Annotated in this window: 10 protein-coding genes and 1 tRNA gene; 8 read left to right on the top strand and 3 right to left on the bottom strand. The window is 60.6% G+C overall.

What is annotated here, in order from left to right; genetic code table 11:
- Positions 1–11 precede the first annotated feature (11 nt).
- Positions 12–1,946, top strand: a complete 1,935-nt coding sequence (locus AC07Y2_RS18365) for a methyl-accepting chemotaxis protein (RefSeq protein ID WP_103386592.1) — start codon at positions 12–14, stop codon at positions 1,944–1,946.
- 41 nt (positions 1,947–1,987) lie between these two features.
- Here AC07Y2_RS18365 and AC07Y2_RS18360 read toward each other — a convergent pair whose 3' ends face one another.
- The 3 genes from AC07Y2_RS18360 to AC07Y2_RS18350 form a co-directional block, all read right to left on the bottom strand.
- Positions 1,988–3,553 (bottom strand): ABC transporter permease, encoded by a 1,566-nt coding sequence (locus tag AC07Y2_RS18360; RefSeq protein WP_103386593.1) that lies wholly within the window; start codon positions 3,551–3,553, stop codon positions 1,988–1,990.
- Positions 3,553–4,563 (bottom strand): extracellular solute-binding protein, encoded by a 1,011-nt coding sequence (locus AC07Y2_RS18355; RefSeq protein WP_039766666.1) that lies wholly within the window; start codon positions 4,561–4,563, stop codon positions 3,553–3,555. Before AC07Y2_RS18355 ends, AC07Y2_RS18360 begins: the two co-directional genes overlap by 1 nt.
- A 191-nt stretch (positions 4,564–4,754) precedes the next feature.
- Positions 4,755–4,841, bottom strand: a tRNA-Leu gene (locus AC07Y2_RS18350).
- Between the two features lie 224 nt (positions 4,842–5,065).
- On the opposite strand from AC07Y2_RS18350, the gene rnr reads away from it, so the two are divergent.
- From rnr to dnaB, 7 genes are all read left to right on the top strand, one after another.
- Complete coding sequence (gene rnr, locus AC07Y2_RS18345) at positions 5,066–7,696, top strand: ribonuclease R (RefSeq protein WP_103386594.1); 2,631 nt, start codon at positions 5,066–5,068, stop codon at positions 7,694–7,696.
- Entirely contained in the window at positions 7,693–8,457 is a 765-nt protein-coding gene (gene rlmB, locus AC07Y2_RS18340) for a 23S rRNA (guanosine(2251)-2'-O)-methyltransferase RlmB (RefSeq protein WP_039766671.1), read from the top strand. The genes rnr and rlmB overlap by 4 nt, the downstream gene beginning before the upstream one ends.
- A gap of 306 nt (positions 8,458–8,763) precedes the next feature.
- The gene (gene rpsF, locus AC07Y2_RS18335) at positions 8,764–9,192 is read left to right on the top strand and encodes a 30S ribosomal protein S6 (RefSeq protein ID WP_007950702.1); all 429 of its coding nucleotides are present in this window, start codon (positions 8,764–8,766) and stop codon (positions 9,190–9,192) included.
- Between the two features lie 28 nt (positions 9,193–9,220).
- Positions 9,221–9,451 carry a 30S ribosomal protein S18 gene (gene rpsR, locus AC07Y2_RS18330; protein ID WP_002551829.1) on the top strand — a complete coding sequence of 77 codons (231 nt, stop codon included), beginning with the start codon at positions 9,221–9,223 and terminating at the stop codon, positions 9,449–9,451.
- 36 nt (positions 9,452–9,487) lie between these two features.
- On the top strand, positions 9,488–10,378 hold the full coding sequence (locus tag AC07Y2_RS18325) for a YybS family protein (protein ID WP_039766674.1): 891 nt from the start codon (positions 9,488–9,490) through the stop codon (positions 10,376–10,378).
- Positions 10,379–10,397: 19 nt separating this feature from the next.
- Entirely contained in the window at positions 10,398–10,844 is a 447-nt protein-coding gene (gene rplI, locus AC07Y2_RS18320) for a 50S ribosomal protein L9 (RefSeq protein ID WP_003186385.1), read from the top strand.
- A gap of 120 nt (positions 10,845–10,964) precedes the next feature.
- A complete protein-coding gene (gene dnaB / locus AC07Y2_RS18315) occupies positions 10,965–12,362 on the top strand; it encodes a replicative DNA helicase (RefSeq protein ID WP_011332193.1) in 1,398 nt (465 codons plus the stop codon).
- The last annotated feature ends 8 nt before the right edge of the window (positions 12,363–12,370 follow it).

Genomic DNA, 12,370 nt, shown 5'->3' with positions numbered 1-12,370 from the left:
AGGGATTCAAAGTGTCAGCCGTTCTCTCACTGTTACAAAGCCGTCTGTTGCGGCCCGTGTTCGTTACCCTTGGTATCGCTCTTTTGGTGCAAGTGCTGGTGGCCGTCGCCCTGACGCGGAGCACCGTGACCGCGCTGGAAGCCGATCTCGGCACTCGCCTGGGCGCCGATAGCCAGAAGTTGTCCGTAGAGCTGGAGCAGGCCGGGCGCGAAGTCACGTCGAGTCTCGACAACCTCTCCTCGAGTACCCGTCAGCGTCTTACCGCCGGTCTTTCCTCGCGTCTGAAGGAGGAGCAGTCGCAGCTGCGTGCGACGTTGGAAAAAGACCTGAAGGATTCGGCCAATGACATGGCTCAGTTGCTGGCCTCCGTGGCGCCCCGTGCCATGTGGGACAGCGATGTACCGACCCTTTCCGAATTCGCCCGCCGGGCCCAGCGTAATCCCAACGTGCTGTTCGTGGTGTATGACGACGCCACCGGCCAGCATCTGACTCGCTACCTCAACCGCGAAAACCCGATCAACAAGGCCCTTTTGGAAAAGGGTCAGGGCGAGCGGGCGCTGGATAAAGTGCTGGATGCGGCGAAGAACGATCCGTCGGTCTACTACCTTGAAGCTTCGATCAATCCCAATGGCGTGGAAATCGGCAAAGTGCTGATGGGCGTCTCGACCGCCTCGGTTGAAACCGATCTGGCGGCGCTCGATCAGCGCTTCACGGCGTTGATTGCCAGCAGCGATCAACTGGTTGGCGACAGCCTCAAAGGCGCCGCTGCCGACAGTGCCACCGCCATGCGTGCGCGCCTGCAATCGGCGCAATCCACGGCTGCCGAAATGAAGGCCAACACCACCAGTACCGTACAGGACGCAGCAGCAACTCTGCGCTGGCGTATCGGTATGGGCCTGGCGCTGGTCGGTGCCGGGGTGCTGTTGCTGCTGGCGGTGGTGCTCGGTCATCGGGTCGTCAATCGCCTGAAAATGCTCAACGCCGCCATGGATGACCTGGCCGCAGGCGAGGGTGATCTGACCAAGCGCGTGCAGATCAACAGCAAGGACGAAATCGGCGACATGGCTTCGGCGGTCAATCGCTTTGTGGACAAGTTGCAGCCGATCGTGCGCGAGGCCGGGGATGTGGCTCAGCGTACCGGTGTGGAAATCGGCGCCATGACCCTGCGCAATGCCGGTGCCGATGCAGCGGCCGGAATGCAGCGTGATGAAGTGGCCGAAAGTCTGCGGGCACTGTCGCAAATGGCCGACGAGGCGCAGTCGGAAAGTCATGCAATGCAGGCGGCGTTGAAGCAGGTGGTCGATATTCGTCAGGCCACTGACGAGAACACTCGCACCTCGGCCAAGGTCGGCAGCCTGATCGAGGCGCTGGCGGGGCAGGTCGACACCGGGGCGAAAGTCATCGAGCGGCTGGCGCAGCAGAGCGAACAGATCGAAGTGGTGCTGACCGTGATTCACGGCATCGCCGAGCAAACCAACCTGCTGGCGCTCAACGCCGCTATTGAGGCGGCCCGTGCTGGCGAGACCGGCCGCGGGTTTGCGGTGGTGGCGGATGAAGTCCGGGCGTTGGCGAGCAAGACCCAAAGCTCCACCGGAGACATTCAAGCGCACATCGTGGCCCTGCAGCAGGGCGCCCGTGAAGCGGTCGAGGCGATCGGTCAGGCCGGGCGTCAGGCCAGCGAAGGTTTGCTGGTGCTGCGTGACAGTGCGCGGTTGCAGCAATCGGTGCAGGCGTCGGTCGAGCAGGTGCATGCGGCGATTGGCCTGGCGACTCAGGCAGCGGCGCATCAGGCGCAAGGCGCGCAGGCTGTGCGGGGGCGCGTCGAAACGATTCATGCCCAGGCCGAGAAAGCCGCACAAGCGGTCGTCGAGACCACGGCCAGCGGCAAGGTGCTGGATGGTCTGGCGGCGCAACTCAAGGCCAGTCTGGGGCAGTTCCGAGCTTGATGTAGCGGGCAAAAAAATCGCAGCTTCGGCTGCGATTTTTTTTATCGGCTCAAATACATCCTGGTTGTCAGCAGGTAGACGGGTAATCCCGACACCACAATCAACAACGCCGCATAAGGCGCCGCCGCTGCGAACTCGACATTTGCGGTATGCGCCCAGACTTCAGTCGCCAATGTGTTGAGCCCGGTCGGACTCAGCAGCAATGTAGCCGTCAGTTCTTTCATGGCATCCAGAAACACCAGCGCAAACGCTGCGCCCAGTGCCGGGAAGATGATCGGCAGGGTCACCCGGCAGAACGCCGTGAACGAAGAGGCGCCGAGGGTGCGGGCGGCTTCTTCGAGTTGCGGGGCAGCCTTGTTCAACGCCGTGCGGATCGGCGCCTGAGCCAGCGGCAGAAACAGCAGTGCATACGCAATCAGCAATAGCGCGGAAGTCTGGTACAGCGCCGGCACGTAATGCAGGGCGAAATACACCAGCGTCAACGCGATTACCAATCCCGGCAGGGCGTGCAGCAGATAGGGCAGGCGTTCGGCCCAGATCGCCAGTTGGCCCTTGTAGCGCACCACCAGCAATCCGACCGGCACTGCCAGCGCCAGACACAATCCAGCGCCACCCAGCGATAGCGCCAATGAAGACAGCAAGGCTTCAGTGATCGCCGCAACCGGGAATGCCGCTGACGATCCCACGGCGAGCCAGTAGGCCAGCATGCCCAGCGGAATCCCGCTGCCGACAATCGCCAGCATCAGGCAATACAGCTGACCGGCAATCGCCCAAGGGCCCAGTCGCACTTGTTCAGCTCGACGCGCCGCACCCTGGCCGGTACGTACATGTCGTCCCTTGCCGCGCACCCGCAACTCCAGCCACAACAGCATCAGGCACAGCGCCAGCAACACTGCCGACAGCATCGCCGCGTTGGCATTGCTGAATTCCAGTTCGAATTGCTGATAGATCGCAGTGGTGAAGGTTTGCAGGCCAATGATCGACAGTGCGCCGAATTCCACCAGCATGTGCAGCGCAATCAGCAGCGAACCGGCCAGCAGCGAAGGCCAGAGCAGCGGCAGGGTGACGCGGAAAAACACGCCCCAGCGATTCTGTCCCAGGGTGCGAGCGGACTCCTCAAGAGAAGGATCAAGATTGCGCAGCGTGGCGGCTACCGGTAGGAAGATCAGCGGGTATTTCGACAGGCTCATCACCAGGATCGCCCCGCCAAGGCCTTCAAACTGTGCGCTCAACGACACCCAGGTGAAGCTGCTGACAAACGCCGGCACCGCGAACGGCAGGCAAAGAATCACGCCCCACAGCCGTCGGCCCGGCAGATTGCTGCGCTCCAGCAGCCACGCCAGCGACAGACCGATCACGCCACAGGTCACGGTCACGCCAACCATCAGCGCCAGCGTGTTGCGCAGCAGGCCGAACACATAGGGGCGCCACAGCAAGTGCAGCGCTTCGGTCCAGCCCGCCTGCCAGGCCTTGAGCCCGACGTAGGCCAGCGGCAACAGGCTCATGACCACCAGCAACAACACCGGCAGCACCAGCCAGATCGACGGCCGCTTGCGCCTTGGCACGTAGCCCCCGCGTGTAGCGGGGGCGGATAACGATGCGGTCATCAGTTCAGGCCAACTTCACGTTCCAGCTCCAGCGCTTCTTCGGCGTTGCCCAGATCGGCCGGCGTGACGTCCGGCGCTTCCAGTTCGCTGAACGGCTTGAGGCCGCGATCCGATTCCATGCCTTTGTGCAGCGGGTATTCGGCGGTGGTCTGGGTGATCACGCGCTGGCCTTCTTCGCTGGCCATGTAGGCGAGAAATTGCTGGGCTTCTTTTGGGTGTTTGCTGGATTTCAGCACGGCTGCGCTGGAAACGGTGATCAGGCCGCCAACGTCGCCGCCGGTGAAGTAATGCAGTTTCGAATCAAGCTGGCCTTTTTCCCGTTGCAGGGCGAACCAGTAATAGTTGTTCACCAGCACGGTGGCGACTTCGCCGTTTTCCACCGCCTTGAGGGCAACCATGTTGTTGCTGTAGGTCTTGCCGAAGGCGCGCAGGCCGGTCAGCCATTCTTCGGCGGCTTCGCGACCGTGCTTTTTGATGATGGCCACGGCCTGTTCCTGGAACGCGCCGCTGGTCGGGACGAAGCCGACCTTGCCTTGCCACTGCGGATCGGCGAAATCCAGCACCGATTTCGGCAGGTCTTTTTCGTCGATCAGTTTCGGGTTGAAGGCCACCACGCGAACCCGGGCGGTGACGCCGATCCAGGTGCCGTTGCCGGCGACATATTCTTTCGGCAGAACAGCCAGGGTCGCGTCGTCGGCCTTGGCCAGCAGCCCTTGCTCGCCGAGGTTGTTCAGCGGCGGGGATTCTTCGGTGTAGATGACGTCGGCGGGCGAGCGGTCGCCTTCTTCGATGATCTGGCTGGCCAGCTGGTTGCTGCTGCCCTTGCGCACATTCACGTGAATGCCGGTCTTGGCTTCGAAGGCTTTGGCGATCGCGTCGCCGACTTCCTTGTGTTGACCGTTGTAGAGCGTCAGGGAAACCGTGTCGGCAGCCTGGGTGAGGGGAGTGGCGAGTGCCAGGCCGAGCAGGGTGAAGGTCAAGCCGCGGCGCAGGGTATTTCGAAACATCATTCGCAGGGTTCCTCACTGTCGCATTGCAAAAACTTGCAACAATGATAAACGATATTGTTTCTCAAGTGCGCCTTGCGGGGAGGGGGTGGGTCTGATAGGCGTTGGGATTCAGGTTTTCCAAACCCCGGAAACGCAAAAACCCGCTTTCGCGGGTTTTTGTGAGATTCAAGATCGTGATCTTGAATTTGAATTGGTGCCCAGAAGAAGACTCGAACTTCCACGACCGTAAGGTCACCAGCACCTGAAGCTGGCGTGTCTACCAATTTCACCATCTGGGCATCTCGTCAACGTGTGTGCGTCGTCGATGGCGCGCACTATACGGAGCGACTTTTTAACTGTAAACCCCTGCCGGCAAAAAAAATGATTTTTTTTACCAGCGGTGTTCAAAACGGCTTTCGAACGTCGATAGAGGGCTTTAGAAAGGCCTTTATAGTCTGAAATTTCCCGTTTGATGGCGCCTATGCCAAACTAACCCGCATATAGACAAGGTGAAAACTCTCTAATGGCCGATTGGCAGTCCCTCGATCCCGAGGCCGCTCGTGAAGCGGAAAAATATGAAAACCCTATTCCCAGCCGCGAACTGATCCTTCAGCACCTTGCTGATCGAGGTTCGCCTGCTGCCCGCGAGCAACTGGTCGAAGAATTTGGTCTGACCACAGAAGACCAGATCGAAGCCCTGCGCCGCCGCCTGCGCGCCATGGAGCGCGACGCTCAACTGATCTACACCCGCCGCGGCACGTATGCGCCGGTCGACAAGCTCGACCTGATCCTCGGTCGCATCAGTGGTCACCGGGACGGCTTCGGCTTCCTGGTGCCGGATGACGGCTCCGACGACCTGTTCATGAGCCCGGCGCAAATGCGTCTGGTGTTCGACGGCGACCGTGCCCTGGCGCGTGTTTCCGGCCTGGACCGTCGCGGTCGTCGCGAAGGCGTGATCGTCGAAGTGGTGTCCCGTGCCCACGAAAGCATCGTCGGCCGCTACTTCGAAGAAGGCGGTATCGGCTTCGTCGTCGCGGACAACCCGAAGATCCAGCAGGAAGTGCTGGTGACGCCGGGCCGTAACGCCAACGCCCAGATCGGTCAGTTCGTCGAGGTGAAAATCACTCACTGGCCGACTCCGCGCTTCCAGCCGCAAGGTGATGTGATCGAAGTGGTCGGCAACTACATGGCGCCGGGCATGGAAATCGATGTCGCCCTGCGCACCTACGACATTCCCCACGTCTGGCCTGAAGCCGTTTTGAAGGAAGCCGGCAAGCTCAAGCCGGAAGTCGAAGAGAAAGACAAAGAGAAGCGCGTCGATCTGCGCCATCTGCCGTTCGTCACCATCGATGGCGAAGATGCCCGCGACTTCGACGACGCGGTCTACTGCGAAGCCAAGCCAGGCAAGCTGCGCCTGTTCTCCGGCGGCTGGAAGTTGTACGTGGCGATTGCAGACGTTTCCAGCTATGTGAAGATCGGTTCGGCTCTGGATAACGAAGCCCAGGTGCGCGGCAACTCGGTGTACTTTCCCGAGCGCGTGGTGCCGATGCTGCCGGAGCAGCTCTCCAACGGCCTGTGCTCGCTGAACCCGCACGTTGATCGTCTGGCCATGGTTTGCGAGATGACCATCTCCAAGTCCGGCGAAATGACCGATTACTGCTTCTATGAAGCGGTGATCCATTCCCACGCCCGTCTGACCTATAACAAGGTCAGTGCAATGCTGGAAACGCCGAAGGCGACCGAAGGGCGCAAGCTTCGCGGTGAATACACCGACGTCTTGCCGCACCTCAAGCAGCTCTACGCGCTGTACAAGGTATTGCTGGCTGCCCGTCACGTGCGTGGCGCGATCGATTTTGAAACGCAGGAAACCCGGATCATCTTCGGTTCCGAGCGCAAGATTGCCGAAATCCGTCCGACCACCCGTAACGACGCGCACAAGCTGATCGAGGAATGCATGCTGGCGGCCAACGTGGCCACCGCCGAATTCCTGAAGAAGCACGAGATCCCTGCGCTGTACCGCGTCCACGACGGCCCGCCGCCGGAGCGTCTGGAAAAACTGCGCGCGTTCCTCGGTGAGCTCGGTCTGTCCCTGCACAAAGGCAAGGACGGCCCGTCGCCGAAGGACTATCAGGCCTTGCTGGCCAGCATCAAGGATCGTCCGGATTTCCACCTGATCCAGACCGTGATGCTGCGCTCCCTGAGCCAGGCGGTGTACAGCGCCCAGAACGAAGGCCACTTCGGCCTGAATTACGAAGCCTATACCCACTTCACCTCGCCGATCCGTCGTTACCCGGACCTGCTCACGCACCGGGCGATCCGCAGCGTGATCCATTCGAAACAGGACACCCCGCACGTTCGCCGTGCCGGTGCGATGACCATTCCGAAGGCGCGCATCTATCCGTACGACGAAGCAGCGCTGGAGCAACTCGGCGAGCAGTGCTCGATGAGCGAGCGCCGTGCCGACGAAGCGACCCGCGACGTAGTGAACTGGCTCAAGTGCGAGTTCATGAAAGACCGCGTGGGCGAGTCGTTCCCGGGCGTGATCACTGCCGTGACCGGTTTCGGGCTGTTCGTCGAACTGACCGATATTTACGTCGAAGGTCTGGTGCATGTTACGGCGTTGCCGGGTGACTACTACCACTTCGACCCTGTGCACCACCGCCTGGCGGGCGAGCGCACCGGTCGCAGCTTCCGTCTTGGCGATACCGTTGAAGTCCGGGTCATGCGCGTCGATCTCGACGAGCGCAAGATCGACTTCGAGATGGCTGAAAAAACCCTTAGCGCGCCGATCGGTCGCAAGAAGCGTAGCGCCGAGACGACCACTCCTGCAGCCAAGGTTGTGGAAGAAAAGGCTCCGGCGAAATCTGCCAGCCGTCGTCCGGCCAAGGAAAAGGCTGTCGAGGCCTATCGTCCGGCCGATGCCGTGGCGAAAAACGCCGAGCTGCGCAAAAGCCGTGAATTGAAGAAGGCCTTGCTGGCCGATGCCAAAAACGGTGGTAAAGCGGCGTCCGGGGGAAAGACCGGACGGTCGGTGCCTGACAAGGCTTCCGGCGGCAAGCCAGCCAAACCGAGCAAACACCGTAAAGGCCCGCCGAAAGCGGGTTCCGCTCCAGCCAAAAGTGGCGGGGCGCGTAAACCGAAGGCGAAGTCATGAGTCAGTTGGAAAAAATCTACGGCGTTCACGCGGTAGAAGCGTTGCTGCGTCACCACCCTAAACGCGTCAAGCAGATCTGGCTGGCCGAGAGTCGCAACGATCCGCGGGTGCAGACGCTGATCGAGCTGGCCAACGAAAACCGGGTCCAGATCGGTCAGGCCGAGCGCCGCGAAATGGACGCCTGGGTCGAAGGCGTGCACCAGGGCGTGGTGGCGGACGTCAGTCCGAGCCAGGTCTGGGGCGAGGCGATGCTGGACGAGCTGCTCGATCGCACCGAAGGCGCGCCGCTGTTGCTGGTGCTCGACGGCGTGACCGACCCGCACAACCTCGGCGCCTGCCTGCGTTCGGCGGATGCCGCCGGTGCGCTGGCGGTCATCGTGCCAAAAGACAAGTCGGCCACCCTGACCCCTGTGGTGCGTAAAGTGGCTTGCGGCGCGGCGGAGGTGATTCCTCTGGTGGCGGTGACCAACCTTGCGCGCACCCTGGAAAAGCTTCAGCAGCGCGGGTTGTGGATTGTCGGCACGGCGGGTGAGGCCGAAGTCAGCATCTATGACCAGGATCTGACTGGTCCGACCATCCTGATCATGGGTGCCGAAGGCAAAGGCATGCGTCGTCTGACTCGTGAACATTGCGATTATCTGGTGCACCTGCCGATGGCCGGTAGCGTCAGCAGTCTCAACGTGTCGGTTGCGACAGGTGTGTGTCTGTTCGAAGCCCAGCGTCAGCGCGGTGCCAAGGCCAAGGCGGCTAAAAAGGCTTAAGCCTCACGGCGTCATAAATGTGGGAGCGAGCCTGCTCGCGAAGCGGAGTTACATTCAGCATCATTGTTGGATGTTAAGCCGCCATCGCGAGCAGGCTCGCTCCCACAGTGTTTTCTGGTGTGGCAGAAAGTGTGACTGTTCAAATAATCACCAATTGCCTTGCGCCTCTTCAGTCCCTTCTCTACAATTGCGCCCCTTGCTGTGGCGGCAGGCATGCATGTGCCCCGCGCCAGCAAGTCCATAAGTGTCATTCACTCCTTGTCTGACCGTTTTTGAGCGGCAGGCTACAACCCGTAAGGAGCATTCATGCGTCATTACGAAATCATCTTTCTGGTCCACCCTGACCAGAGCGAGCAAGTCGGCGGCATGGTTGAGCGTTACACCAAGCTGATCGAAGAAGACGGCGGCAAAATCCACCGTCTGGAAGACTGGGGCCGTCGTCAACTGGCCTACGCAATCAACAATGTTCACAAGGCTCACTACGTGATGCTGAACGTTGAGTGCACTGGCAAGGCCCTGGCCGAGCTGGAAGACAACTTCCGCTACAACGATGCTGTGATCCGTAACCTGGTCATCCGTCGCGACGAAGCCGTTACCGGCCAGTCCGAGATGCTCAAGGCTGAAGAAAACCGCAGTGAGCGCCGTGAGCGTCGCGAACGTCCTGAGCACGATGGCAGCGCCGATGGCGATGACAGCGATAGCGACAGCGACAACAGCGATAACGCTGACGAGTAATCCACGGACCTTTTAAGGAGCCTATCAAATGGCACGTTTCTTCCGTCGTCGTAAATTCTGCCGCTTCACCGCTGAAGACGTGAAGGAGATCGATTACAAAGATCTCAACACTCTGAAAGCCTACGTATCCGAGACCGGCAAAATCGTTCCAAGCCGCATCACCGGTACCAAAGCTCGTTATCAGCGTCAGCTGGCCACCGCTATCAAGCGCGCCCGCTTCCTGGCCCTGCTGGCCTACACCGACAGCCACGGCCGCTGAGACCGGGCAGTCGACAAGTAGCAAAGGATTGAATGCATGCGTGCCTTAGCTGAGTTCATCATGCGCGGCCGTATGCAGGCCACTCTCGTAGTGGCCGGGTGTGCAACATTGCCGTTGTTGTATTGGTTGGGTGCTGCCGCCGGGAGCCTGGTGCTTCTGCGGCGCGGATTGACCGACGCCCTGGGCGTCGTGTCGCTGGGACTGCTGCCGGCATTGATCTGGTGGTTGTATGCCGATGACCCACGGGCACTTCTGGTGCTGCTGGGGTCTTCGGGGCTTGCGCTGGTGTTGCGCGCAAGCGAGTCCTGGGTCCGTACGCTACTGGTCAGCGTAGCCATGGGGCTGGTGTTTTCAGTGGTGCTCGGGGCGGCGTTCGCGCCCCAGATCGAGATGCTGGCGCAGGCCTTGGTAAAGGTCATGCCCGCGCTTCTCGGTGATGCCTACCAACAATTGTCGGTAGACGAGCAGGCGCGTTTCGCGTCGCTGATCGCACCGGTCCTGACCGGCCTGATTGCGGCCTTGTTGCAGATCGTCAGCGTGCTGAGCCTGATTGTCGGGCGTTATTGGCAGGCGTTGTTGTACAACCCGGGTGGTTTTGGTCGCGAGTTTCGCGCCATCCGGATCCCGCTGGGACCGGCGATGTTGCTGCTGGCGTTGATGCTTCTGGGCCCGAATCTCGGTGCACAGATGGCCATGTTGACGCCGTTGTGCAGTGTGCCGCTGGTGTTCGCCGGGCTGGCCCTGATTCACGGGCTGGTGGCGCAAAGGCGACTGGCCGGTTTCTGGCTGGTGGGGTTGTACGTGACGCTGTTGCTGTTCATGCAGCTGATCTATCCGTTGCTCGTGGTTCTGGCCATTGTCGACAGCCTGATTGATTTTCGCGGTCGGGTGTCGAAAGACACCGATAACGCGAACGGTGAAGGTTAAAAGTTAAGAGGATTTCCACATGCAACTGATCCTTCTGGAAAAAATCGCCAACCTGGGCAACCTGGGCGACAAAGTAAACGTTAAGGCCGGTTACGGCCGTAACTACCTGCTGCCTTTCGGCAAAGCCACCGCTGCGACCGCTGCCAACCTGGCCGCGTTCGAAGAGCGTCGCGCTGAGCTGGAAAAAGCCGCCGCAGACCGTAAAGCATCGGCTGAAAGCCGTGCTGCCCAACTGGCCGAGCTGGAAGTGACCATCACTGCCACCGCTGGCGACGAAGGCAAGCTGTTCGGTTCGATCGGTACTCACGACATCGCTGACGCACTGACCGCCTCCGGCGTTGAAGTTGCGAAAAGCGAAGTTCGTCTGCCGAACGGCACCATCCGCAACGTGGGTGAATTCGACGTGGCCGTGCACCTGCACGCCGAAGTTGAAGCCACCGTGCGCGTTGTCGTGGTAGCAGCTTAAGCAACACCCTGATCGACTGGCGGCTTGTCCGTCAGACGGTTAACATCGGGCACGATCCTGTTTACAGGTCGTGCCCTTTGTCTTTCTGCACTCCCTGCTTTTCCTGATTAAAAAGTGGCCATGAACGAAATCTCCGCTCCCGAGCAATACGATCTGCAAACTGCCGCGCTGAAGGTGCCGCCGCATTCCATCGAGGCCGAACAGGCTGTACTCGGTGGTCTGATGCTGGACAACAACGCCTGGGAACGCGTGCTCGATCAAGTCTCCGACGGCGATTTCTACCGACATGACCACCGTCTGATTTTCCGTGCGATCGCCAAACTGGCCGATCAGAACTTGCCGATCGATGTCGTGACCCTTGCCGAGCAACTGGACAAGGAAGGTCAGACTTCGCAGGTCGGCGGCCTCGGTTACCTTGGCGAACTGGCGAAAAACACGCCGTCCGTCGCCAACATCAAGGCTTATGCGCAGATCGTCCGCCAACGTGCGACGTTGCGTCAGTTGATCGGTATCAGTACCGAAATTGCCGACAGCGCCTTCAATCCCGAAGGTCGCACAGCCGAGGAAATCCTCGACGAAGCCGAGCGGCAGATCTTCGCGATTGCCGAAGCCCGGCCAAAAACCGGCGGCCCGGTGGGTGTGAATGACCTGTTGACCAAGGCCATCGACCGCATCGATACCCTGTTCAACACCGCCGACTCGATCACTGGCCTGTCCACCGGCTACACCGACCTCGACGAGAAGACCAGCGGCCTGCAACCGGCCGACTTGATCATCGTCGCCGGCCGTCCGTCGATGGGTAAGACGACTTTCGCGATGAACCTGGTGGAAAACGCCGTGTTGCGCAGCGACAAGGTCGTGCTGGTGTACTCCCTCGAGATGCCAGGCGAATCGCTGATCATGCGTATGCTGTCGTCCCTCGGCCGTATCGACCAGACCAAGGTGCGTTCCGGCCAGTTGGAAGATGACGACTGGCCGCGCCTGACCTCGGCAGTCAACCTGCTCAACGACCGCAAGCTGTTCATCGATGACACCGCCGGCATCAGCCCGTCGGAGATGCGTGCCCGGACCCGGCGTCTGGTGCGCGAGCACGGCGACATCGGCCTGATCATGATCGACTACCTGCAGCTGATGCAGATCCCGGGTTCCAGCGGTGACAACCGGACCAACGAGATTTCCGAGATCTCCCGATCCCTGAAAGCCCTGGCCAAGGAATTCAACTGCCCGGTAGTCGCCCTGTCGCAGCTCAACCGTTCCCTGGAACAACGTCCCAACAAGCGCCCGGTGAACTCCGACTTGCGGGAATCCGGAGCGATCGAGCAGGACGCCGACGTGATCATGTTCGTGTACCGGGACGAGGTGTATCACCCGGAAACCGAGCACAAGGGCATCGCCGAGATCATCATCGGCAAGCAGCGGAACGGCCCGATCGGCTTCATCCGCCTGGCGTTCATCGGCAAATACACCCGTTTCGAGAACCTTGCCCCGGGTAGCTATAACTTCGACGATGACGAGTAAGGACTAAG

This window comes from Pseudomonas sp. GW456-12-1-14-TSB6, from assembly GCF_059424205.1.
Note: the sequence above shows the minus strand (reverse complement) of the source record. Positions and strands in the feature narration are given on the sequence as shown.

Excerpts from the sequence above, each read along its gene's own strand:
- rpsR (WP_002551829.1), top strand. The coding sequence starts at position 9,221 with ATGGCACGTTTCTTCCGTCGTCGTAAATTCTGCCGCTTCACCGCTGAA.
- AC07Y2_RS18355 (WP_039766666.1), bottom strand. The coding sequence starts at position 4,563 with ATGATGTTTCGAAATACCCTGCGCCGCGGCTTGACCTTCACCCTGCTC.
- AC07Y2_RS18360 (WP_103386593.1), bottom strand. The coding sequence starts at position 3,553 with ATGACCGCATCGTTATCCGCCCCCGCTACACGCGGGGGCTACGTGCCA.
- rlmB (WP_039766671.1), top strand. The coding sequence starts at position 7,693 with ATGAGTCAGTTGGAAAAAATCTACGGCGTTCACGCGGTAGAAGCGTTG.
- rnr (WP_103386594.1), top strand. The coding sequence starts at position 5,066 with ATGGCCGATTGGCAGTCCCTCGATCCCGAGGCCGCTCGTGAAGCGGAA.
- rpsF (WP_007950702.1), top strand. The coding sequence starts at position 8,764 with ATGCGTCATTACGAAATCATCTTTCTGGTCCACCCTGACCAGAGCGAG.
- AC07Y2_RS18325 (WP_039766674.1), top strand. The coding sequence starts at position 9,488 with ATGCGTGCCTTAGCTGAGTTCATCATGCGCGGCCGTATGCAGGCCACT.
- rplI (WP_003186385.1), top strand. The coding sequence starts at position 10,398 with ATGCAACTGATCCTTCTGGAAAAAATCGCCAACCTGGGCAACCTGGGC.
- dnaB (WP_011332193.1), top strand. The coding sequence starts at position 10,965 with ATGAACGAAATCTCCGCTCCCGAGCAATACGATCTGCAAACTGCCGCG.